Consider the following 22,628-nt stretch of genomic DNA (forward strand, 5'->3'; position numbering starts at 1 on the left):
AGCCCTCTTTGGAGAAGAAGAAGGGCAGTCGCGTCGCGAAGGCACTGCCGGCCACGAAAGCCAAGAACTTCAAGGGCTCGTTCAAACGCGTCATCGGTTTGCTTGCTCCGGAACGATTCCTGCTGAGCCTGATGCTCGTGCTGGGAATCGTCAGCGTGGTCCTCAGCGTGGCTGCGCCGACCGTCCTCGGGCACGCCACCAACCTCATCTTCAACGGAGTCGTCGGCGGAGATCTTGAACCGGGGCAGACGAAAGAGCAAGCGGTCGACGGCCTTCGGGCCGCCGGTAACGACACCGTCGCCGACCTCGTCTCGGGCATGGACGTGACGCCCGGTGCGGGAATCGATTTCGGTGCCGTCGGAACGGTATTGCTCTGGGTTCTCGCACTGTACGTAGTGTCTGCACTGCTGGCATGGGCTCAGGGCTACATCCTCAACATCGCGCTGCAGCGTCGAATTCTGTTGCTGCGCGGCAGCGTCGAGGCCAAGGTGCATCGCCTGCCGCTGCAGTACTTCGACAACAATGCCCGAGGCGAGACGCTCAGCCGCGTCACCAACGACATCGACAACGTCTCGACCAGCCTGCAGCAGACACTGAGCCAGCTCATCACCGGCATCCTGACCGTGCTCGGCATCCTCGGCGTGATGATCTGGATCTCGCCGTTGCTCGCTCTGGTTGCGCTGCTGACGATCCCGGCCTCGTTCCTGGTGACCGCGCTGATCGCCAAGAGGTCGCAGCCGCACTTCGTGGCGCAGTGGAAGCACACCGGCAAGCTCAACGCGCAGATCGAAGAGACCTACACCGGCCACGAGATCGTCAAGGCGTTCGGTCGCCAGGCGGAGGTGGAACGCGAGTTCGGTGACCGCAACGAGAAGCTCTTCCAAGCAGGCTTCCGAGCGCAATTCATCTCCGGTCTGATCATGCCGATCATCATGTTCCTCGGAAACATCAACTACGTCGTCGTCGCCGTTGTGGGCGGCCTTCGCGTGGCGTCGGGAACATTGAGCCTGGGCGAAGTGCAGGCATTCATTCAGTATTCGCGGCAGTTCACTCAGCCGCTGTCGCAGGTCGGCGCGATGATCAACCTGATTCAGTCCGGAGTCGCGTCCGCCGAACGCATCTTCGAGGTGCTCGACGCCGACGAGGAAGACCCCGACGTCGTGCCTGCGTCCAGCCCGACGGAGCGACGCGGACGCGTCGTGTTCGACGACGTCTCGTTCAGTTACTCGCCGGAGCAGCCGCTCATCCAGAACCTGTCGCTCACTGCGGATCCGGGACATCTCGTGGCGATCGTCGGACCCACGGGTGCCGGCAAGACCACACTGGTCAACCTGATCATGCGGTTCTACGAGATCGATTCCGGCCGAATCACACTCGATGGCGTCGACACCCGCAAGATGACGCGCGACGAGTTGCGTTCACGAACCGGCATGGTGTTGCAGGACACCTGGTTGTTCGGCGGCACCATCCGCGACAACATCGCCTACGGTGACCCGACCGCCAGCGAGGAAGAGATCCTCGAGGCGGCTCGGGTGAGCTACGTCGACAAGTTCGTGCATTCGCTGCCCGACGGATACGACACGATCATCGACGAGGAGGGCAACAACGTCAGCGCCGGTGAGAAGCAGCTCATCACCATCGCCCGTGCCTTCCTGGCCAAGCCGCTGATCCTGATCCTCGACGAGGCCACCAGCTCGGTGGACACCCGCACCGAACTGCTGGTGCAGAAGGCCACGGCAGCGCTGCGTAACGACCGCACCAGTTTTGTTATCGCGCATCGTCTCTCGACCATCCGTGACGCCGACACCATCGTCGTGATGGAAAACGGCAGCATCGTCGAGCAGGGCAATCACGAGGAATTGCTCGAGGCCAAGGGTGCGTACTACCGGCTCTACAGCAGTTAGGCGGCTGGCGCCGCACGTGAGTGGAAAATCGTAGTGGGCTACGAATTTCCACTCACATGCGGCGAAGCCGCATACTGACGCGGTGAGTTCTTCCAATTTCGGCTTCGATATCGGCACCCGGCTCGACGGTGAGCTCGGCCGCACCGGCACCATCCACACCCCGCACGGCGACATCGCCACCCCGGCGTTCATTGCGGTGGGGACGAAGGCGACCGTCAAAGCAGTGCTGCCGGAGGCGATGAAGGAACTCGGCGCTCAGGCGGTACTCGCCAACGCGTATCACCTGTACCTGCAGCCGGGCTCGGACATCGTCGACGAGGCCGGCGGGTTGGGCAAATTCATGAACTGGGACGGGCCCACATTCACCGACAGCGGCGGCTTCCAGGTGATGTCCCTCGGTGTCGGGTTCAAGAAGGTCATCTCGATGGACGCTTCACGGGTGGAGTCCGACGACGTCATCGCCGAGGGCAAGGAACGATTGGCCCACGTCGACGACGACGGAGTCACGTTCAAGTCCCATCTCGACGGCTCGAAGCATCGATTCACTCCCGAGGTGTCGATGCAGATTCAGCATCGGCTCGGCGCCGATATCATGTTCGCGTTCGACGAGCTGACCACGCTGATGAATACCCGCGGGTATCAGGAGAAGTCGGTCGACCGCACCCAGGCATGGGCGAAGCGATGCGTCCTCGAACACGAACGCCTCACCGTCGAACGTGCCGACAAGCCGTATCAGGCACTGTTCGGAGTGGTGCAGGGAGCGCAGTACGAAGATCTGCGACGCAAGGCCGCGCACGACCTCGAGACCATCACGGGGGACATGGGCCGTGGGTTCGACGGCTACGGAATCGGCGGCGCACTCGAGAAGCAGAACCTCGGCACCATCACTCGGTGGGTGAACGAGGAACTGCCCGAACACAAGCCGCGCCACATGCTCGGGATCAGCGAGCCGGACGACTTCTTCGTCGCGATCGAGAACGGTGCCGACACCTTCGACTGCGTCAATCCTTCACGGGTGGCGCGCAATGCGGCGATCTACGTGCCCACGGGCCGCTTCAACATCAACACCGCGAAGCATCGACGCGACTTCACCCCGATCGACGAGAACTGCGACTGCTACACCTGCGCGCACTACACCAAGGCCTACATCCATCATCTGTTCAAGGCCAAGGAGATGCTCGCCTCGACGCTGTGCACGATTCACAACGAGCGATTCACGGTCAAGCTGGTCGACGACATCCGTGCTTCGATCGAGCAGCAGCGATTCACCGAGTTCAAGACGGAGTATCTGGGCCGGTTCTATGCGTCGAAGACTGCCTGAGCTGATCTTCCAGCTCCGAAATGCGCTGCAGTAGTTCGGTTTCCCGCTCGGCAGCTTTGCGTTGGTACACCTCGGACAGGTCCGCGAGGTACGCCGCGTCGTAGCGCGGGATGATGCTGCGCGTGCAGTTCCAGTCGAATGCCTCGACATCGATGACGACGCTGCGTTCGCAGGTGGCGGCGACGGTCAGGTCGCCGATCTTTTTGAGTCGCTCCAGTAGTTCGGGATCGTCCGCGGCCTCGATTGTCCGTGCCCGTCCGTAGAGCTTGAGTCGTTGTCGCAGAGGGTAATTGACCAAGAACACGGCGACGCGGTCGTCGTGATCGAGATTGGCCGCCGTCACGTACTGATGGTTGCCGGCGAGATCGGCGAATCCCAGAGTGTGGTCGTCGAGTACCTGCAGGAACCCCTTCGGCCCACTGCGGTACTGAATGTAGGGCCACCCGGACTCGGTGACGGTGGCGATCTGGAACTGATCCAGCGCGCCGATCATGGCCTTCTCGAGATCGTCGAGTGGCATCGGGCCGTCGTCGGGTCGCTCGGTCTGTGAGCCGTAGGCGGTGTAACTGCCGTCGACCTGCTGCCGCGCAATCGCGGCAGGGCCGAACATCAAATGGTGATAGTGGTTGCTCTGCGGCATCTCACGGTGTCCTGGGATCGGTCAGCTCGGTCTGCATCGTGTTGACGAGCTCGCCGACGAAGCTCTCGAACTCCGCGAGCATGTCGGGTGGGTACCGGGCCATCATCGTGTCGAGACGGTTACCCAGGGGGCCGAAGAACTCGTCCGCCATCTCGTGCACGCTGGCCCCGCTTCGCAGTGTCACGGTACGTCGATCGGTGCCCTCTCTTGTACGCCGGACGTGTCCAGCCCGTTCGAGTCGGTCTATCAGTGTCGAGGTGGCCCCTGAGGTGAGTTGCACACGCTCTGCCAGTCGAGACGGGGACAACGGGACACCGCGTTCTTCGGCGTAGACGATCTCCATCAGCGCTTCTCCGTCGGTGGGATGCAGTCCGGACCACTGGGCGAACTGTCGGCTGAATTGATTGAAGGCGGATCCGTACATTCGCAGCGCCTCCATCAGGCGGGTTCGTTGTTCGGCAATCTCGGACCGATCGTCGCTCATCGAATCGCCTCGCTTCTCCGGCATGGTGCCCCGAGTGCACGGAGCTGCGTTGACAATCTACCGATCCTCGATATAGCTTCACCATAAAGTAACTTTACCGTGGAGGTATTGGATTGACGATGTCCCCTTCGTTGCGCCGTTGGCTCGGTCTGATCGCTATCGCGCTCGGTGTCGCGCTCATCGTGGTCGACACCACGATCGTCAATGTGATCGTGCCGTCGATCATCGATGATCTCGGCGTCGATTCCGGTCAAGCGCAATGGATTCAGGAGTCCTACGCCATCGTCTTCGCCGCGCTGCTCCTGCTGGTCGGCCGCATCTCCGACATCGTGGGTGCACGAAGAGTCTTTGTGACAGGCGTCGTTGTCTTCGGAACCTCGAGTCTGTTGGCCGGTGTAGCCACGAGTGGTGAGTTGTTGATCGGAGCCAGGTTCCTCCAAGGTGTGGGAGGTGCGCTGATCCTGCCGACGTCGTTGGCGCTACTGAATGCGACGTTCAGCGGAAAGGCCCGTGGCCAGGCGTTTGCGGTGTGGGGCTCGACAATCGGAGCTGCGTCGGCCCTCGGCCCACTCCTCGGTGGCTGGCTTGCGGAACACGCATCGTGGCGTTGGGCGTTCGGCATCAACCTCCCCCTCGTCGCCCTGATTCTCGTCGCTTCGCTGTTGTTCATCGATCGGTCACCGCGTGGCTCCGGACGAATCGACTCACTCGGTGCGGTGCTGTCGATCGCCGGACTCGGACTGTTGGCGTTCGGGCTCATCGAAGGGCGCACATACGGCTGGGTTCTGTCCACGGAGCCATTCGAGTTGTTCGGGGCAACCTGGGGTGTGGGCGTGTCCGTAGTGTTCGTTTCGTTGACGCTGTCCGTATTATCGTTGGCGGCCTTCGGTGTTCGACAGCGAGCCCTCAGCCGCGACGCTGATACGAACAAGGCCTTGATGGACACCCGACTGTTCTCCATCGCTTCGTTCCGCGGTGGCAATATCGCGACACTGCTGATCGGACTGGGTGAGTTCGGAATCATCGCCGTACTACCGTTGTGGCTGCAATTCACATTGGGATACAGCGCAGTCCAGGCCGGTGCCATGCTCGTTCCCATCGCTATCGGCAGCTTCGTCGCCAGCGGGGCGAGCTTCGCCCTCGCAGCCTCGCTGTCGCCGTTGAACCTGGTTCGGATCGGGCTGGGCCTCGAGGTGGTCGGGCTTGCCGGGCTGGGGTTCGTTGCGGCGGTGGATAGCCGGTGGTGGCATATCGCGATCGTGTTGTTCTTCTATGGAATCGGTGTCGGATTCGCAACTGCTCAGGTTACGAACGTCGTTCTCGATGACGTGCCCGCCGCCAGTGCCGGTCAGGGATCCGGAATTCAGAGTGCGTTCCGGCAACTCGGCTCCGCGCTGGGCATCGCGGTGCTGACGACGACCTTCTTCACCACTCTCGGCTCGCAGGTACGTGAATCGCTCTCGGGAGTTCCGGATGCCGAGATGCTGGCGCGGTCGATCAGCGACAGTGCAGGCGGAGCTATCGCCGGATTTGCGAGCCGCCCCGAAACGGAGTTCGTCGCCGACGCCGCACGCAACGCTATGACGCACGGGGTCAACCTGGGAGGTTTCATCGCAGCCGGATTCGTTGCGTTCGGACTGCTTGCCACCGCACTGATTCCGAACCGACCAGCGCAGTCGGTACCGCCGAGCGACGCGCACGAGGGTGTCACAGCATGACGGCGTCGGGTGGCGACGAACGGGATGAGGATCAGGAAAGCGCTCGTCCGGCGACGTTTCTGGACATGTTCGTTGCAATGGATGCCGCCCTCCGCAACCCCGACAACGACGGGATCGAAAGCGGGACCCGCTGACCCGTGGTACTACTGAATGTGTAGTACTTCGTGATGCAGTGGGGGGGACCACCATGTTCGACGACGCCATACCTGTGAGTTCGTCCCAGGCCGACATCTGGCTGGCGCAGCAGTTCATGCCCGCCGTACCTTTCTCCATTGCGTACTTCGTGGACATCGTCGGTGCCGTCGATGTCGATGCCTTGGTCGCCTGCGGTAGCCGGGCGCATCGCGAGTTCTCGTCGTCGACCATGCGGGTTTTCGAGGTCGACGGCACTCCGATGCAGCGATTCGTGGCCGCGGAGACCGAGGCGGTGGAGATTCTCGACTGCCGTGGACACGACCGTCCGGAAGAGAGAGCCCGACAGTGGATGAACGACGACTGCCGAACGCCCTTGTCGATCTACGGCCAGCTGGTGAGACTGCGCGTCCTCCGCGTCGAGGACGATCGCGTGTTCTGGTACACCAGAGCGCACCATATTGCGCTCGACGGCTATGCCTCGATGAAGGTGCTCGAGTGCTTCTATCTTCTACGCAACTTTATCCCCGATCGGCGTACCTTTGCGGTGCGCCGATCGGGCTTGGTCGCAGGTTCTCCCACCGAGTAGAGCACTGGCGGCGAAGTGGAGCCCCACCCGTCAGAGTTCTGCGGAGAGGGCGGTTATGTTGCTGTTGAAGGCCCGTGCGAGGGCCTCCGGGTCACCGCCGTCGAGCGGAGCTGTCCCGGATGCGAGGTGGGTCTTGCCTCGTTCGAGTTCCCGGACTGTGCGGTGAATGACGGCCTCGTGCACAGACACCGAAGCCTGCTCGGACCATGCAGCCTCCTCGATGGCAGCTCCCCATTCGGTCAGCAGTGACAAGGTTTGGTTCAACGCGTGCATCAGTTCGTGGTGCTCAAGCTCGATGCCCGCCGAGGCGGCAAGCTCGGTGATGATCGCCAGCCCCGCCACCGTGCGCCCAGCGGCAGCAACCGGGACAGTGTGAGTGGGGGCGAGGTCGGCTAGGTGTGCGCCGGGAGCTTCTGCAGCCATGGATGCGGCGGTGGTGTGCACCAGGGCGCGAACATCGTCGTCGGAGAAGTACTTTCGGGCTGTCACCGGGGTGATTCTCATGCGCAACGCCACCCGGTTCACCGTGTTGTCGATCAGTGACGACACGGCGGTGCGGGGTGCGCTGAGTCCGTGCGCTCATGCCTCTGCAAGAAATACGTCGGTCTGCTGGTCCAACCAGCTTCGTCGTGGGCTCACCGCCCCGAGTGTGCCGCAGTCCGCCACGCGGCCGCAGGACTTCCCACGAGCCTGCAGGTCGAAGAGCTGTCGATATGTTCGCCTTCGAATTGTGATCGGGGCCGGCGCTTCGTGAGCAGTCCCCTGTGCAACGCCGTCCGCAGGTACCGTCGGTATGTTCGGGCATCAACGCCACCGACCGCGAACGGAGGAAGTGGCATGGACGGCTCCAAGCGACGCCCGATGCGCGCCGACGCAGCCCGCAATCGCGCACGGGTCCTGGAAGTTGCGTACGAGACGCTGGCCACCGAGGGCACGTCGGTGTCGATCGACGAGATAGCCCGGCGGGCAGGTGTGGGAGCCGGGACGGTGTGGCGCCACTTTCCGACCAAGGCAGCCCTGTTGAGCGCCGTCATCGTCGGCCGTGTGCACAAGTTGGTCGATATCGCCCGAGAACTGCTCGACAACGGCGACTCCAGCGAGGCCATCTTTCACTTTCTTCGCGCGGTGATCGCCGAGGGCTTCCTCGACCGTTCCTTCGCCGATGCGATGGCCGGCATGGGCATCGACCTCCACCTCGCAGCACCGGAGGCCGACGAAGAATTTCGCGCCCTGCTCGGCGAGCTGCTCACTGCAGCGCAGCAGTCCGGATCCATCAAGACCACCGTCACAGCGTCTGACCTGAAAGCGCTCATCGTCGGCGTCCACGCCATGCAGGCATACGACGCGGAGGTCGCCGACCGTGTCACCGAGATGGCCATCGCCGGCCTGCGCCCCTGAGACCGCAACCCAACAGCTGTTATCTACGCCACTATTCGACCGCCATCTCGGCGCATCTTCTCTATATTGATTAAAGCGGGGCGTGCGCCCCGCTTAATCTTCTCGAGAGGACGGCCATGAGCTGGACCACTGACGACATTTCCGACCAGTCCGGCCGCACTGCGGTCATCACAGGGGCGAACACCGGTCTGGGTTTCCGGACTGCCACTGCTCTGGCTGCACACGGCGCTCACGTCGTGCTGGCAGTGCGTAACCTTGCCAAAGGTCAGCAAGCGGCCGACGCGATTGTCGCGAAGAACCCCGGTGCGCACCTCTCGTTACAAGAACTCGATCTCAGTTCGCAGACGTCTATCCGGGCTGCCGCCGCGGCATTACGTGCCGCACACGAGTCGATCGATCTGCTGATCAACAACGCTGGAGTCATGTTCGGGCCGAAAATCACCACTGAAGACGGCTTCGAGTTGCAGTTCGGCACCAATCATCTCGGTCATTTCGCGCTCACCGGGCTGCTGCTGGACCGCATACTGTCGACGCCTCGCTCTCGAATCGTCACCGTCAGTAGCGTCGGTCACCGTATGCGAGCTGCCATTCATTTCGACGACCTGCAGTGGGAACGCACGTACTCCTCGTCCGGTGCCTACGGCCAAGCCAAGTTGGCCAACCTATTGTTCACCTACGAGTTGCAGCGCCGACTGCTCGGCACGACGACCATCGCCGCCGCCGCTCACCCAGGCCTGTCCAACACCGAACTCACCCGCAACATAGTCACGCCGTTGCGTCAGGTCCTGGAACTGATCAACCCACTCGTCTCCCAAACCTCCGAAATGGGCGCACTACCGACCCTGCGTGCGGCGACCGATGCCGGCGTCCTGGGCGGCCAGTACTACGGCCCGAGCGGTATCGGCGGGACGCGAGGGCATCCCAAAGTCGTGGCCTCCAGCGACCAATCCCACGACGTCGAACTACAACGCCGACTGTGGGCCGTCTCGGAGAAACTGACCGGAGTCACCTACCCGATTTAGTTCACCGCCCGATACGCCGGTCACCCCAAAGAAGAAACCGTTGGGACTTCACCAGGGCAAGATCGGACACCTTCCACAACTCGCCCGGCCGCTCACACGGTCAAGCCGCCTGAGCGAGGCGCTACGCCGCAGCAACAGCAGCCGCTCGACCCGGCCGCCCTTCCCGGCGTTCGTACACCGACCCTGTCTTCAACATCGTGAACAGCACGGTGCAGCGGCGTCGAGCGAGGCAGATCAGCGCGGACCGGTGGTCTTTGCCTTCCGCTCGTTTTCGGTCGTAGTATTCGCGAGACGGTGGTTCACGTAGCGAGGCGAACGCCGAAAGATACAGTGCACGTTTGAGTCTGGTGTTTCCTCCGCGTTGTCGGTGCTCACCGCGGATCGATGTTCCGGAGCGGTGTGTGCGTGGTGCGACACCGGCATACGCGGCGAGGTTGCCTGCACTGTCGAACCGGTCGACGTCGACGATTTCCACCAGGATCGTCGCTGCGATCCGAGCCCCGACGCCCGGCATCGAGGTCAGGATCGGCCCGGCTGGGTGCTTGTTCAGTTCGGACTCGAATTGCTCCTCGAGTTCGGCGCGGGCACGACGTACCTCGCTCAGCTGTCGCGCAAGGGTTTTCAGTACGAAGTTCGTTTTCTCCGCCCCCGGCACGATCACGGTCTGCTCGGCGAGTGCAGCGATGATCGACTCCGCGATTGTGTCTCCGATACGTGGTGCCGACCGTTTCGCGACGCGTCGCAGTGATGCGGGGGTTGCTGCGGCGAAGCCGATCGGGCCACCGAACTCGGCAAGCAGTGTCAGTGCGACGGGTCGGTACAGGTGTTTGCCGATGGCGCGTTCGAGGGCGGGATGCACCGAGAGCAGCACCGATCGGATGCGGCTCGTGATGCGGTTCTCCTCGGTCGCCAGGTCCGCGTCGAACCCGGCGAGCATCCGCAGGCCTTCGACGATGTCGTCGTCCTGGGTGACGGGCAACAGTGTGTCGGGCAGTGTGCGGGCGGCGTCGGCGATGATGAACGCATCGCGCGCATCGGTTTTCGCCTGCCCCGGATAGAGCGCAGCTATCCGCCGCATCCGCAGACCGGGCAGGTAGGCGACATCGAGGCCGCTGTCTCGGGCCACCGCGATCGGTAGTGCCCCGATGTTGCGCGGTTGATCGACCACCATCAGCACCGAACCGTGTGCCGCGAGCTCGGAGAACAACGCACGGAGCATCGTTTCGTCCTGGGGCAGGTCTCGGCTGAGTATCCGGCGCCCGTCTGCGGTGAGAGCGATCGCGTGATGCGCACTTTTGCCGACGTCGATACCGCAGTAGATAGCGTAACGCTTGTTCACATACCCTCCGCATCAACATGTTTCGCGGCGGTCCTGGCATCGGTTCCCGGCAATCACGTTATGCAGGCCGTGTGCTCCCTCTCGGCCACGCCTCTATCAGCGGTGATCCGACGCCCTCTGCTCCGGCGGCAACACTCGAGTAGACGTGCTTTCCGTCCGGGCGGCCGAAGCCATACCGGAGCAGACGACCCACCCCCGCAAGTTGCGAGGGTGGGAAGAAGATAACGCGGGCGGCGGCCCTGTATGCGGCCGTCTGTGACGGCGTCGAGCCGCCGCGGATCGATCCGACGACTCCGGCGGCACTGCTCGCCGAGGACGAGCGCTACCGCGCATCTGCCCGTGCCCTGCGCGATCGGGCGCACTGGGAGTCCGCTGACCTGGGCTACGGCGCACCGTGGGGCCGGAGTGCTCAGCCTGCGTCGGTGCCGATCGTCGTCGGGGAGGATCGGTCGATTTCTCCGACCGCTCGGGGTCATGCCACGTCGACCGTGGTGATCGCGGCGCTCGCCGCCTTCCTCTCGCGCATGAACGATGTAGACGACGTCGATCTGTCGCTGCCGGTCTCGGCGCGGCCGACAGCAGTGCTGCGCGGAGCCGGGTCGTCGTTGTCGCATGTGGTGCCGTTGCGGTTGCCGGGCGTCGGATCGGCAACGGTGAACAACGTGATCAAGTCGGCCGAGGTGGCGATCGGTGCCGTCCTCCGACACCAGCGCAGCAGGCCGCCGGTATCCGAGAGCGGGAATGCTCTGCACGCAGGGCGTTTCGGTCCGACCATCAACGTGATGATGTTCGCGAACACCGTGGCCGTCGGGGACTTCGACGGCGAGATCAACATTCTGACCACGGGCCCGGTCTCGGATCTTGCCGTCAACATCTATCCCGGTCGAGGCGGAGCTCGTCCGCGCATCGACTTCGAAGCCAACCCTGCCGCGTACACGCCGAGCGACCTCGCTCGCCACCACGAGCGGTTCCTGTACTTTCTCGATCGTTTCGGCGAATCTGGTTGCGGGGACACCGCGGTGGCAGACCTCGACCTGTTCCTGCCCGGAGAGCCCGATGCAGTGCCCGCATCGGTGGGCGCGACCGTGGTCGAGCGTGGATCCCTGAACGACGTGTTCTCGACGGCAATTGCACAGCACGGCAATCGAATTGCGATTCAGGATGCAGATGTCTCGGTGACCTATGCAGAGTCGGCCGCGAGAGTCGACACACTTGCGTCCATATTGCGTGCCCGAGGAATCGGTACCGAGGATCGGGTCGCCGTGCGCATCGGCCGGTCCGTTGCGGGGATCGTCTCGTTCTGGGCAATCGCACGAGTTGGCGCGGTCTATGTTCCGGTCGACCCGAATCACCCCCGTGAGCGAGCCCAGTTCGTGGTGCGGGACAGCGGTGCGGTGTTGGGCCTGTGCACGGGCGGCGGCGGCGAGTTCGGTGGCGTGGAGTGGCTGGACCTCGATGCCGTTGTTGCAGAGGGAGGCTTGGACGACGTTGCCGCGCCGACGGCACCAGGTCACGCGGCGTACGTCATCTACACCTCCGGGTCCACCGGCACCCCCAAAGGCGTCGTTGTCACCCACGGTGGCATCGCCGCTCTGGTACAACAGATCGGGAGCAGCTACCACCTCGACGTCGAGTCACGAGTCTGTCACCTCGCCTCGCCCGGATTCGACACCGCCATCGTCGAGGTGCTGGCCGCGGCAACCGCGGGCGCAGCAGTGGTGATCGCGCCGGCAGGCAGCTACGCGGGTGCCGAACTGACGGAACTGATTGCTCAGCAGGCAATTACACATCTGCTCATCACGCCCTCGGCGCTGGCCACGTTGGATCCCGCAGCGCTGTCGGGTGTCGGGACCATCATCATCGGCGGTGAGGCGGCGCCGCAGGACACGGTGGACCGCTGGTCGGTGCGTCGCCGACTGCTCAACGCCTACGGCCCCACCGAAACGACGTGCAGTGTCACGATGACCGCGCCACTGACTTCGGGTAGCGCGGACGGAATCGGTCGAGCCATGGTGGGGGCGGTGATTCACCTTCTCGATCGCACTCTGCGGCCCGTTCCGTCGGGAGCAGTCGGCGAGATCTACATCGAGACTCCCGGCGTCGCGCGCGGATATCTCGGCCGCACCGCGGACACAGCGGCACGCTTCGTTGCGAACCCGTTCGGCAGCAATGTGAGTCGGATGTTCCGCAGTGGAGATCGGGCGCGTCTGCGCGGCGACGGCACGCTCGAGTTTCTCGGTCGCACCGACGATCAAATCAAGATCCGGGGAAATCGCGTCGAACTGGGTGAGGTCGACGCGGCGTTGCGGGCTTGTCCGAACGTCGCTGCGGCATCATCGGCTTTGCGCCGCAGTCACACTGGAGATCTGCGTATCGACGGGTACGTGGTGGCCGCACCCCACGGACACTTGCTCGACACCGAGCGCATCCGCCAGGATCTCACCAGGCGCTTGCCTGCCCACATGGTGCCGTCGACGCTCTCTGTTCTCGACGAGATTCCGCTGACGATCAATCGGAAGGCCGACCGCGGCGCACTTCCTGCGCCGGACCTCACCACGTCGACGACCGGCGCCCGAACCGAGCCGGCCGGTGCCACCGAGGAGATGGTGGCGGCAGCGTTCGCGCGTGTGCTCGGCAGGGGCGGCATCGATTGCGCTGCTTCGTTCTTCGACCTCGGAGGCGACTCGCTGGCGGCGACCAGGGTCGTGTCGACGGTGCGGGCCGAGGCCGCGGTGGACATCGGTGTGCGTGACCTCGCCGGTGCCCCGTCCGTTCAGGCCTTGGCAGCATGCGTAGACGAGCGTCGACTCACTGGACGGCAGCAGAATTCCCGGCCCGAACGCGGAACGTCGGCGAGAGTATCCGCAATCCCACTCGCGCCGCAGCAACGCCACATCGATCGAAATGCGCAGCTACCTCTGTACAACCTGCCGTTCACGGTCACGATTTCCGGGGAGTTCCACTCGGCGGCGGCCTCGCAGGCTTTGACCGACCTGATCGATCGACACAGCACCTTGCGCACGCGGTACCCGGATGTCGACGGGGTTCCGGCGCAGGTCGTCGAGCCGGATTCGGCGAGGGCGGTACCGAACCTCGACGTTGTCGACTTCGACGACGCCGCAGTGGTGGAGACTCTCGAGCACCCCTTCGACATGCGCAACGAGTTCCCGATCCGAGCTCGACTGTTCGCAGTGGCGCCCGGTCATCACGTGCTCGCGTGCGCCGTCCACCACAGTGCAGCGGACGGTTGGTCGCTGGGGCTGTTGGCGTCGGACTTCGTCATGGCCTATCACGCCAGGATTGCCGGCAGCGCACCCACGTGGGCCGAATTGCCGCTCCAGTACGCCGATTACAGCGTCTGGGCTGCCGAGCGCGACGTGTCGGGCGATCTCGACTTCTGGCGCGCGGAGTTGGCGGACACACCCGGCTCGAGGGATTTGCCGTTGGACCGCCCTCGCATGCAGGACTGGAACTTCTCCGGCGCCCGCACCTCGCTTCGGTTCGACGCGGACGCCACCGAGAGAATGACCGATCTGGCACAGCGCTGCGGGACAAACCGATTCACCGTGCTGCGCGCAGCGCTGTTGATCCTGCTCGCCCAGACGACGGAATCCACCGACATCGTCGTCGGAACCCCGGTTGCCGGTCGAGACGACCCGAGACTCGAGCAACTCGTCGGTACCTTCACCAACACCGTCGCCATCCGGACGAACATCGCGGCCGCATCGACCGTCGAGGACGTAGTGCAGTCGGCCCGAGCGAGTGAACTACTGGCCTTCGACCATGCATCGGTGCCGTTCGAGGATGTCGTCGCCGATCTCGCTGCTGACTCGGTGGATGGGCGGCACCCGATCTTTCAGGTGGCGCTGTCGTTGGACGTTTTTGCGACCCAGACGCTCACTATGGGGGACGTTTGCTTCGAGATCACGCCTCGGCCGATCGACATCGCCAAATGTGACCTTCATTTCCACGTCACCGAACATCGAGACGGCGAAGATAAGACAGGAGTGGAGCCCGCGGAACGACCCAGGGGCGCTATCGAGACTGCGGTCGATATCGTGTATCCCACGGCATTGTTCGACGCGAATACCGTTGTCGCACTGGGGCAGCGGCTCGAGCATATCGTGCAGGCGATGGTCGCAGGACCGAGCTCGCCGTGGCGAGATATGACAGCACGCGAACCGTCGGCGCAACTACTACATGGTGTGTAGCATGTGCGGTGCGTGACGTGCACGCGACTTCGAAGCCAGCAGGAGAACGCATGTCCACCTTCAACGGCCTACCGGCCCACATTCTGCTCGTTCACTTCATCGTGGTCCTGGCACCGCTCACTGCGATCCTCGCTATCGCCGCCAGCATCTGGTCCGGTGTACGCAGCAGGCTCGTGTGGCTCATCGCCGCTCTGGCCGTGTTCACGTTGGTGCTGACTCCGCTGACCACCGAGGCAGGCGAGTGGCTCGAGAAGCGCGTACCCGAGACCGCGGCGGTGGAGCAGCACACCGAGATCGGTGACTGGATGATCTACTTCTCCGTCGGTCTGGTCGTCGTCGCTGCACTGCTCGTGTTCCTGCATCTGCGTGAGCGTCGAGGTAACGCGCCCGTGCGGTGGCAGTCGATTGTCGTCGTGGTCTTGGCAGTGGTGATCGGAGCGACCACAATCGTCCAGGTGTACAGAATCGGAGAGTCCGGCGCTCGCGCCGCGTGGGACGACGTATCGGCAACGGCCGTCGATGAGTGAGCCCGAGCCGAGCCTGCACGAGCACGAACCGCACGGAGATCTGTCCGGTCGGCTGAACTGGCTGCGGGCCGGGGTGTTGGGTGCCAACGATGGCATCGTCTCCACCGCCGGCCTGGTCGTCGGCGTCGCGGCTGCCACCACGGACAGAGGCTCGCTGCTCACCGCTGGTGTCGCGGGGGTCGTCGCTGGAGCGGTGTCCATGGCACTCGGGGAGTACGTCTCGGTGAGCACGCAACGTGACGCCGAGCGTTCTCTGCTGATCAAGGAACGCCGAGAACTCGACGAGCAACCCGAGCAGGAATTGGCCGAGCTCGCGGCACTGTACGAGGCCAAGGGCCTGTCGGCCGACACCGCACAGACCGTCGCTCGCGAACTCACCGAGCACGATCCGTTTGCCGCCCACGTGGACATCGAGTTGGGCATCGACCCGGATGCGCTGACCAATCCGTGGCAGGCGGCCGGCTCGTCTGCGGTGTCGTTCGTCAGCGGTGCCCTGCTGCCGTTGCTGTCCATTCTGTTGCTGCCGCCGTCGCTGCGTGTTCCGGTGACGTTCGTCGTGGTGCTGCTGGCTCTGGCCTTGACCGGAAGCATCAGCGCGCGTCTCGGCGGTGCGCCGGGTCGGCCGGCGATGACACGAATCGTGATCGGTGGTGCGATCGCGATGGCCGTTACCTATGCGATCGGCCAACTCGCGGGCGTCGCGGGTATCTGAGATCAGCGGAAGATCGAGGTGGCGGCTTCCCCAGTTTCGGGTGCCACCACATCTTGGACGACGTCGAACAACGCCACCGAGATGACGGTAAAGGCGAGGACGAGAACCACTCCGGCCGCAAGGATTCCGCGATCGTGACGGTGCCGTGGTGGTTCGCTGAGGGCCTGCACGCGGCGCACGACGTCGCCGCCGGTACTGGCGAGGGTGCGAGTTCCACGGTCGAGATGCTTCCGAAGCAGAGAGGTTCTGGCAATGGCAGACAACGTCTCTCGCCGCCCCGGCCTTGCCGCACTCTCGTCTGCCTGACGCTCCGCCGCGTGCCGTACCTTCGCGGTCAACGGTTCGAGAATCGGATCGACGCGGGCCGCGATTTCGCACATCTGGATCCACACGCTGTGACGGTGCCTCAGATGGGCGCGCTCGTGCTCGATCACTGCTCGTAACTCGTTGTTCGACAACGCTTCCGCGAGTCCGGTGGTAATCACGACCGCGCCTCCGCCGGAGGGGACGGCAAAAGCGTCGGGAACGTCGGAGTCGACGACGACGATGCCGCCCGTCGCCCGCGCCTCGTCACCGAATTCGGATGCGATGGACGTACTGGCGACGACGCGTCGAACATGGCGGGCCACCTCGACCGACCGCCAGATCATCCACGCGCAGATCACGATTCCGAGTGTCACCCACACGGCCCGACTCGTCGCCAGAAAGACCGCGGCGAGTGCGGTCAGGGATGCGAGCACCGAGAACGCCGTGACCACAGACAGAATGGGCAGCAGTACGACGGCGGTCGAGGGGTTGAGACGACGGTCGATGCGGTCGGCTCCAAATCCGAGGAGCAGCGAGAGCGCCCACGGCAACACCGCGACAATCAGGAGCAGAGTCATCGATGGTGCTCGGCTGCATCCGATTTGGCGAGCAACTCACGCAGCGTCGCCTCGTCCTCAGGGTCGAGTGCGGCAACGAAGCTGGCCAGTACGTCGGCGCGCTCGGCTCGTGTGCCGAGCTCGGTGCGCATTCGCATCGCGGCCCGAAGCGCCGGGATCTCGTCGACCGGGGCGTTGAGGGTGTAGACGTACGACCGTCCTCGGCGCTCGCGATCGACCAGCCCCTTGCCGTGCAAGCGCACCAATGCGGTCATGACGGTGGTGTGCGCGAGATCCGAGCCCAGATGCTCGCGGGCTTGGGCCACTGAAAGTTCCGTGTGCTCGCCGAGCAGATCGAGGATCGACTCCTCCAACTGTCCGGACGCTCTACGCACTGCGATTCCTCACTCGATTCGGCTACCTCGAGGATAGTTCAGCGGGCAGCGGTATCGACACCCGAATCGAGGTCGACTACCGCGGAGTCCAGATCAGGGCGACTCGGCCGTGGTCCTCCAGTGCGTCTTCTAGGTAAGGAGGTCTGCGTGGTCGGTGCTGCGGAGGAAGTCGATGACGGCATCGCGGCTTTTCTCGAGGCACACGATTCGGTTCTCCACCACCCGCAACTCACGCGCGAGCTCCTCTGCAGCCGCGCGACCACCCATCGTCGAATACTGTTTCGGCTCAGGAGTTTCGATGTCGAGGACGATCTTGATCATGCGCGTGGAAAGACCCGCCTCGACGAGCGCGCGCACGTGGCGTGCGTGCTCGATCTGCTCGTCGGAGTAATCGCGGTACCCGTTTGCCGACCGTGCAGCGTCGATGAGTCCCTGCTGCTCGTAGTATCGCAGCATCCGTGCCGGCGCTCCGATCGCATCCGCTGCCTCACTGATTTTCATGCCGGGGTCCTTCCGTCGGTGGCCACCGATTTGACCTTGACAGTGATGTCAACGTTTATGGTCGCAGACGTGTTCGGCACCCGATCCTCGGGGGAGCCGAAGAAAGGAACACATGACCAACGACTGGAATGGCCCGTCACGGAAGATCCTCGTCATCGGAGCCGGTGAACTCGGCATGCCCGTGCTACGCAACGTCGTCCGTCGAGCCGCTGGCGTCGCGGAATCTGTCGTCGATGTCTTGCTCCGTGGGACCACCATCGACTCCACCGTCCCGGCCAAGCAGCACGACGTCGCGGAGATCCGCGAACTCGGGATAGGCATCGTTCGTGGTGACCTGGTCGAGAACACCGTCGATGACCTCGCTGCGGTCTTCGCCGACTACGACACCGTCATCGGCTGCACCGGGATCACCGCAGGATTGGACACTCCGATGAAAGTCGCGCAGGCGGCATTGCAAGCGAAGCTTCCGCGATACTTCCCGTGGCAGTTCGGTGTCGACTTCGACGTCATCGGCCGGGGTAGCCCCCAGGACATCTTCGACTCCCAGCTCGACGTGCGGGATCTCCTCCGTTCACAGCACGACACCGAGTGGGTCATCATCTCCACCGGCATGTTCATGAACTACCTTTTCGACGCCGGCTCCGGGATGGTCGACCTCCCGAACGACACCGTCAATGCCCTCGGGACCGTCGACACTGCAGTGACCGTGACCACGCCGGAGGACATCGGCGCGCTCACCGCGGAGATCCTCTTCGCCGAGCCGCGCATCCGTGACGAGATCGTCTTCGTCGCCGGGGACACGATCACCTACGGCCAACTCGCCGAGACCCTCGAAACAGTCCTCGGTCGTCCGTTCGCGCTCCGGGTGTGGTCGGAACCGCTCCTGATAGCAGAACTCGGTGCAGACCCGGACAACATGACCCGGAAGTATCGTGCCGTCTTCGCGCAGGGACGCGGTGTCGCATGGGACAAGGCCGACACGTTCAATGCCCGGCACGGGATCCCGACCACAACGCTCCGCGAGTGGGTCGCACAGAACCTCGCCGAACGCACCACCCCTGTTGTCAATCGTTGATGGACGCGCCGATCCACTTCTCGAGGTTCGGTCGCGACTCACTGACTTACGGATATCTGGCGGTCGGCACATTTGTGTAATACGGTGGACTCACCAGCCCACCACCTCGAGGACGATCCATGAGCGTCGAAGCGAACACCCGGAAGATCGAGAAGAGCGTCGTCACCGATTTCAGTGACCGCATGAGCTACGGGTCCTACCTCGACCTCGATACGCTGCTCAGCGCTCAGAAACCGGTGAGCACCCCCGAGCATCACGACGAACTGCTGTTCATCATCCAGCACCAGACCACCGAGCTATGGCTCAAGCTGGTTCTGCACGAGACCCTCGCCGCACGAGCAGCTTTCGATGCCGACGACATCGGTACCGCACTCAAATGCGTGGCCCGGGTCAAGCACATCCAGAAGACGCTGACCGAGCAGTGGTCGGTACTGGCCACTCTGACGCCGACGGAGTACTCGCAGTTCCGCGACTTCCTCGGGAACTCCTCGGGCTTCCAGTCGTATCAGTACCGGGCCGTGGAGTTCGTGCTGGGCAACAAAAATGCGGGAATGCTGACGGTCTTCGAGTCCGATCCTGCTGCGCATGAGCTGCTTTCGACCCTGTTGTACGAGCCCAGCCTGTACGACGCCTTCTGGCAGTCGTTGGCGCGGCAGGGATACGACGTACCGGCATCGGCCCTCGACCGTGATGTCACGACGGCATACACGTTCAACGAGGACCTGATGCCGCTGATCAAGTTCGTCTACGAGAACCACACCGAGCATTGGGCGGTGTACGAGGCATTCGAGGAGCTCGTCGACTTGGAGGAGAACTTTCAGCTCTGGCGATTCCGCCATATGCGCACGGTGCTGCGCACCATCGGAATGAAGAGCGGGACGGGAGGGTCGAGCGGCGTCGGGTTCTTACAGAAAGCGCTCGAACTCACGTTCTTCCCCGAATTGCTCGCTGTGAGAACGGAGATCGGTCGATGATGGAACGCGCAGTCGAACTCGACAACACGGATCCGCTCCGTAGCTATCGCGACAAGTTCCTCGGTAGCGACGACCCGTCGATCACCGCGTATCTCGACGGAAACTCGCTGGGCCGGCCTACCAAGGCGAGCGTCGAACGCATCAACACCTTCATGACCGACGCCTGGGGTGGACGCCTGATCCGCGGCTGGGACGAGCAGTGGTTCGATCTCCCCGTCACCATCGGCGACGCCCTGGCCGACGCCACCCTCGGGGCAGCGCCCGGCCAGACCACGATCGGTGATTCGACGACGGTACTGCTGTACAAGCTGGCGCGGGCGGCGATCGCCATGCGGCCGGGCCGCACCGAGATCGTCATCGACCGCGACAACTTCCCGACCGACCGATACCTGCTCGAAGGTATTGCGGCAGAGATGAATATGACGCTGCGGTGGATCGAGACGGACCGCCGCGGAGGCATCGAACCGGAACAACTCGCCGAGGTGGTGGGGGAGAACACCGCCCTGGTGGTGATCACCCACGTCGCCTACCGGTCAGGCTTCCTTGTCGACGTGGCCGAGGCGACGCGTATCACGCACGAAGCCGGCGCACTGATGCTGTTGGACGTGTGCCATTCCGTCGGTTCGGTGCCGCTCGAATTCGATTCGTGGGGAGTCGATCTGGCCGTCGGATGCACATACAAGTACCTCAACGGAGGTCCGGGATCGCCGGCCTTCGCGTACGTGCGCAGTGATCTTCTGGCCGACTTCGTGCAGCCGATCTGGGGGTGGATGGGCCGGGCCGATCCGTTCGAGATGGCGCAGGGTTACGTTCCGGCACAGGGTATTCGACGTGTCATCAGTGGGACGCCGTCGGTGTTCGGGATGATCGCGATGCAGGACACCATCGAGATGATCGCCGAGGTGGGCATGGACGCGATCCGTGCGAAGTCCGTTGCGCTCACCGAATACGCCCTCGAACTCGTGCGTGAGATGCTGGTACCGCTCGGGGTGGAGATCGCCTCACCCGAGGATTCGAATCGGCGCGGTGGTCACGTCACCATCGACCACCCAGATTTCAAGGCCATCACTGCTCGGCTGTGGGAGCAGGGTGTCATCCCGGATTACCGCGCACCACAGGGTATTCGGCTGGGGCTGAGCCCGCTGAGTACCTCGTATCGCGAGGTGTACCTGGGTATTGTGGCGATTCGTGACGAACTCCGCGCCTAGCACCGCCGGGGCCATCCTCGACGACTTCGAGTCGCGTCCAGGTAGTGCGACGTCGTTGGTGCGCACGGTGCTCGGTGCCTACGTTCGCCCTCTCGGCGGGTGGTTCGCCATCGCCGATTTCGTCGTCTGGATGGACACGCTGGGAGTGCCACCGGAAAGCGCGCGCATTGCGGTGACGAGGTTGAAGAAGAAGGGCGTCGTCGAATCCGCTAATCGTGAGGGCCGCACCGGCTATCGGATCACCGAGCAGGCCGACGCCATGTTCGCTCGGGGAGACGGCCGGATCTTCGGCTTCCGGCGGATGGCCGACGGCGATCCATTTCGGTTGATCTCGTTCACCATTCCCGAGACGCAACGCGCGGCTCGGCACCAGCTGAGGCGTCGGCTCACGTCGATAGGTTGTGGGACCGTCTCACCGGGATTGTGGATCGCGCCCGAATATCTGGCGGCGGAGGCCGTTGCCATCGTCGACGCGTTGGAGTTGTCGCAGTACGTCACGACGTTCGTCGCGTCCGAGGTCGCGCCTCCCGGGACGCTGCGTGAGAGTGCCGAGCAGTGGTGGGATCTGGCCGGAATTGCCAATCGGCATCGGGCATTTCTCGACGCTTTCGACGGCGGGTCGCCGGCTCGGAACTCCCGCGACGCGTTTGTCACGTTCGTGCCGTTGCTCGACGAATGGCGCGTCATTCCCTACGTCGACCCGGGTCTTCCGCCGTGTATGACACCGGAAGGCTGGCCGGGCACCCGGGCCGTCGCCACGTTCGAGACGGCCCGGGAGCGCTACTTCGATCTGAGTATGGAATGGGTCGCGTTCTAGCGATCCTGGTACGACGGCTCGCGCTTCTTGATGTACGAGATGACGCGGTACGTGATGGGCATGACGATGACCTCGGCAAGCGTCTTCCACAAGAATCCGACGATGACGTAGTTGATGAAGTCGGTCCACGTGGTGATGCCGATGACTCCGGCGGCGATGGAGCAGAAGATCAGCGTGTCGAAGAATTCGCCGACGATGGTCGAGCCGATCAGTCGCGCCCAGAGGTGCTTTTCCTTGGTGCGTTCCTTGATCTTGACCAGCACGACGGAGTTGAGGAGCTGCCCGACGGTGTAACCGGCGAGACCGGCGAGGACCAGCCGGGGCACGACGCCGACGACGCTTTCGAGCGCGGCCTGGTTCTCGTAGAACGAGGCGGCGGGGAGTTCGATGGCGATCCAGAAGCACACGGACGTGAGCAGCAGGGAGCCGAAGCCGAGGTAGATCGCGCGGCGCGTGGCTTTGAAGCCGTAGACCTCGCTGAGCACGTCGCCGAGGATGTAGGCGAGGGGGAACAGAAAGAATGCGCCGTCGGTATTGATCGGCAGAATTTGGAACGGTCCGAGCATGACGTCGGACGAGGCGAAGAAGGCGACACCTTTGCTGGCGGCCACATTCGAGATCAGCAGCGTCGCGACGAACAACGCGACGATGGTGGGGTAGTAGCCCCGGCTGATGTGAGCGAACGTGGCCTGCCCAGACTCGGTGCCGCCGTCAGGGGCGGTGTGTTGGGTAGTAGTCACCTGACAATCCAAGCACCGAGACGACGATGGGCGCGAATCCCGGGGTGGGGGATTCGCG

The 22,628-nt window shown here is 63.7% G+C and carries 22 protein-coding genes; 14 read left to right on the top strand and 8 right to left on the bottom strand.

Annotated features, from left to right (window positions below):
* The first annotated feature begins 8 nt into the window (after positions 1–8).
* Positions 9–1,904, top strand: a complete 1,896-nt coding sequence (locus ASH04_RS00785; protein WP_032368030.1) for an ABC transporter ATP-binding protein — start codon at positions 9–11, stop codon at positions 1,902–1,904.
* Between the two features lie 82 nt (positions 1,905–1,986).
* Positions 1,987–3,225 carry a tRNA guanosine(34) transglycosylase Tgt gene (tgt, locus tag ASH04_RS00790; protein ID WP_032367800.1) on the top strand — a complete coding sequence of 413 codons (1,239 nt, stop codon included), beginning with the start codon at positions 1,987–1,989 and terminating at the stop codon, positions 3,223–3,225.
* Here tgt and ASH04_RS00795 read toward each other — a convergent pair.
* Both ASH04_RS00795 and ASH04_RS00800 read right to left on the bottom strand, forming a co-directional pair.
* Positions 3,179–3,865, bottom strand: coding sequence for a pyridoxamine 5'-phosphate oxidase family protein (locus ASH04_RS00795; protein ID WP_032367799.1), 687 nt, complete (start codon positions 3,863–3,865; stop codon positions 3,179–3,181). The genes tgt and ASH04_RS00795 overlap by 47 nt on opposite strands.
* 1 nt (position 3,866) lies before the next feature.
* Entirely contained in the window at positions 3,867–4,349 is a 483-nt protein-coding gene (locus tag ASH04_RS00800) for a MarR family winged helix-turn-helix transcriptional regulator (protein ID WP_032368029.1), read from the bottom strand.
* Positions 4,350–4,468: 119 nt separating this feature from the next.
* Here ASH04_RS00800 and ASH04_RS00805 point away from each other — a divergent pair, with 119 nt between their 5' ends.
* The 3 genes from ASH04_RS00805 (at position 4,469) to ASH04_RS00810 (ending at position 6,788) form a co-directional block, all read left to right on the top strand.
* Entirely contained in the window at positions 4,469–6,067 is a 1,599-nt protein-coding gene (locus tag ASH04_RS00805; protein WP_235579896.1) for a DHA2 family efflux MFS transporter permease subunit, read from the top strand.
* Positions 6,064–6,201 carry a hypothetical protein gene (locus ASH04_RS26360; RefSeq protein ID WP_155290134.1) on the top strand — a complete coding sequence of 46 codons (138 nt, stop codon included), beginning with the start codon at positions 6,064–6,066 and terminating at the stop codon, positions 6,199–6,201. Before ASH04_RS00805 ends, ASH04_RS26360 begins: the two co-directional genes overlap by 4 nt.
* Positions 6,202–6,275: 74 nt before the next feature.
* Positions 6,276–6,788, top strand: a complete 513-nt coding sequence (locus ASH04_RS00810) for a condensation domain-containing protein (RefSeq protein ID WP_230072863.1) — start codon at positions 6,276–6,278, stop codon at positions 6,786–6,788.
* Between the two features lie 30 nt (positions 6,789–6,818).
* On the opposite strand, the gene ASH04_RS00815 is transcribed toward ASH04_RS00810, so the two are convergent.
* On the bottom strand, positions 6,819–7,292 hold the full coding sequence (locus tag ASH04_RS00815) for a hypothetical protein (protein ID WP_143544776.1): 474 nt from the start codon (positions 7,290–7,292) through the stop codon (positions 6,819–6,821).
* Between the two features lie 333 nt (positions 7,293–7,625).
* Between ASH04_RS00815 and ASH04_RS00820 the strand changes: the two genes are divergently transcribed.
* Positions 7,626–8,186 (top strand): TetR/AcrR family transcriptional regulator, encoded by a 561-nt coding sequence (locus ASH04_RS00820; protein ID WP_032367796.1) that lies wholly within the window; start codon positions 7,626–7,628, stop codon positions 8,184–8,186.
* Positions 8,187–8,302: 116 nt separating this feature from the next.
* A complete protein-coding gene (locus ASH04_RS00825; RefSeq protein WP_032367795.1) occupies positions 8,303–9,208 on the top strand; it encodes an SDR family NAD(P)-dependent oxidoreductase in 906 nt (301 codons plus the stop codon).
* A 121-nt stretch (positions 9,209–9,329) separates the two neighbouring features.
* On the opposite strand, the gene ASH04_RS00830 is transcribed toward ASH04_RS00825, so the two are convergent.
* The gene (locus ASH04_RS00830; protein ID WP_032367794.1) at positions 9,330–10,547 is read right to left on the bottom strand and encodes an IS110 family transposase; all 1,218 of its coding nucleotides are present in this window, start codon (positions 10,545–10,547) and stop codon (positions 9,330–9,332) included.
* Positions 10,548–10,969: 422 nt separating this feature from the next.
* On the opposite strand from ASH04_RS00830, the gene ASH04_RS00835 reads away from it, so the two are divergent.
* The 3 genes from ASH04_RS00835 to ASH04_RS00845 are packed head-to-tail and all read left to right on the top strand — an operon-like array spanning position 10,970 to position 15,997.
* On the top strand, positions 10,970–14,758 hold the full coding sequence (locus tag ASH04_RS00835) for a non-ribosomal peptide synthetase (RefSeq protein ID WP_057472525.1): 3,789 nt from the start codon (positions 10,970–10,972) through the stop codon (positions 14,756–14,758).
* A 50-nt stretch (positions 14,759–14,808) separates the two neighbouring features.
* Positions 14,809–15,285: a DUF2231 domain-containing protein gene (locus ASH04_RS00840; RefSeq protein ID WP_032367793.1), complete on the top strand. Its 477-nt coding sequence runs from the start codon at positions 14,809–14,811 to the stop codon at positions 15,283–15,285.
* Entirely contained in the window at positions 15,278–15,997 is a 720-nt protein-coding gene (locus ASH04_RS00845; RefSeq protein ID WP_057472526.1) for a VIT1/CCC1 transporter family protein, read from the top strand. Before ASH04_RS00840 ends, ASH04_RS00845 begins: the two co-directional genes overlap by 8 nt.
* Positions 15,998–15,999: 2 nt before the next feature.
* Here ASH04_RS00845 and ASH04_RS00850 read toward each other — a convergent pair whose 3' ends face one another.
* From ASH04_RS00850 to ASH04_RS00860, 3 genes are all read right to left on the bottom strand, one after another.
* Positions 16,000–16,881, bottom strand: a complete 882-nt coding sequence (locus ASH04_RS00850) for a M56 family metallopeptidase (protein WP_057472527.1) — start codon at positions 16,879–16,881, stop codon at positions 16,000–16,002.
* On the bottom strand, positions 16,878–17,255 hold the full coding sequence (locus ASH04_RS00855; protein WP_032367790.1) for a BlaI/MecI/CopY family transcriptional regulator: 378 nt from the start codon (positions 17,253–17,255) through the stop codon (positions 16,878–16,880). Before ASH04_RS00855 ends, ASH04_RS00850 begins: the two co-directional genes overlap by 4 nt.
* 129 nt (positions 17,256–17,384) lie before the next feature.
* The gene (locus ASH04_RS00860) at positions 17,385–17,756 is read right to left on the bottom strand and encodes a MerR family transcriptional regulator (protein ID WP_032367789.1); all 372 of its coding nucleotides are present in this window, start codon (positions 17,754–17,756) and stop codon (positions 17,385–17,387) included.
* Positions 17,757–17,868: 112 nt separating this feature from the next.
* Here ASH04_RS00860 and ASH04_RS00865 point away from each other — a divergent pair, with 112 nt between their 5' ends.
* The 4 genes from ASH04_RS00865 (at position 17,869) to ASH04_RS00880 (ending at position 21,830) form a co-directional block, all read left to right on the top strand.
* On the top strand, positions 17,869–18,831 hold the full coding sequence (locus ASH04_RS00865; RefSeq protein ID WP_057472528.1) for an aromatic alcohol reductase: 963 nt from the start codon (positions 17,869–17,871) through the stop codon (positions 18,829–18,831).
* 119 nt (positions 18,832–18,950) lie between these two features.
* A complete protein-coding gene (locus ASH04_RS00870) occupies positions 18,951–19,805 on the top strand; it encodes a tryptophan 2,3-dioxygenase (protein ID WP_057472529.1) in 855 nt (284 codons plus the stop codon).
* Positions 19,805–21,013, top strand: a complete 1,209-nt coding sequence (locus ASH04_RS00875) for a kynureninase (RefSeq protein ID WP_057472530.1) — start codon at positions 19,805–19,807, stop codon at positions 21,011–21,013. Before ASH04_RS00870 ends, ASH04_RS00875 begins: the two co-directional genes overlap by 1 nt.
* Entirely contained in the window at positions 20,994–21,830 is an 837-nt protein-coding gene (locus ASH04_RS00880) for a PaaX family transcriptional regulator (protein ID WP_057472531.1), read from the top strand. The genes ASH04_RS00875 and ASH04_RS00880 overlap by 20 nt, the downstream gene beginning before the upstream one ends.
* Here the strand turns inward: ASH04_RS00880 and ASH04_RS00885 are convergent.
* Complete coding sequence (locus tag ASH04_RS00885; RefSeq protein ID WP_032384124.1) at positions 21,827–22,570, bottom strand: queuosine precursor transporter; 744 nt, start codon at positions 22,568–22,570, stop codon at positions 21,827–21,829. The two genes, ASH04_RS00880 and ASH04_RS00885, sit on opposite strands and share 4 nt — an antisense overlap.
* Between the last annotated feature and the right edge of the window lie 58 nt (positions 22,571–22,628).

It is taken from the genome of Rhodococcus sp. Leaf233 (assembly GCF_001426165.1).
GTDB classification, from domain to species: domain Bacteria; phylum Actinomycetota; class Actinomycetes; order Mycobacteriales; family Mycobacteriaceae; genus Rhodococcoides; species Rhodococcoides fascians.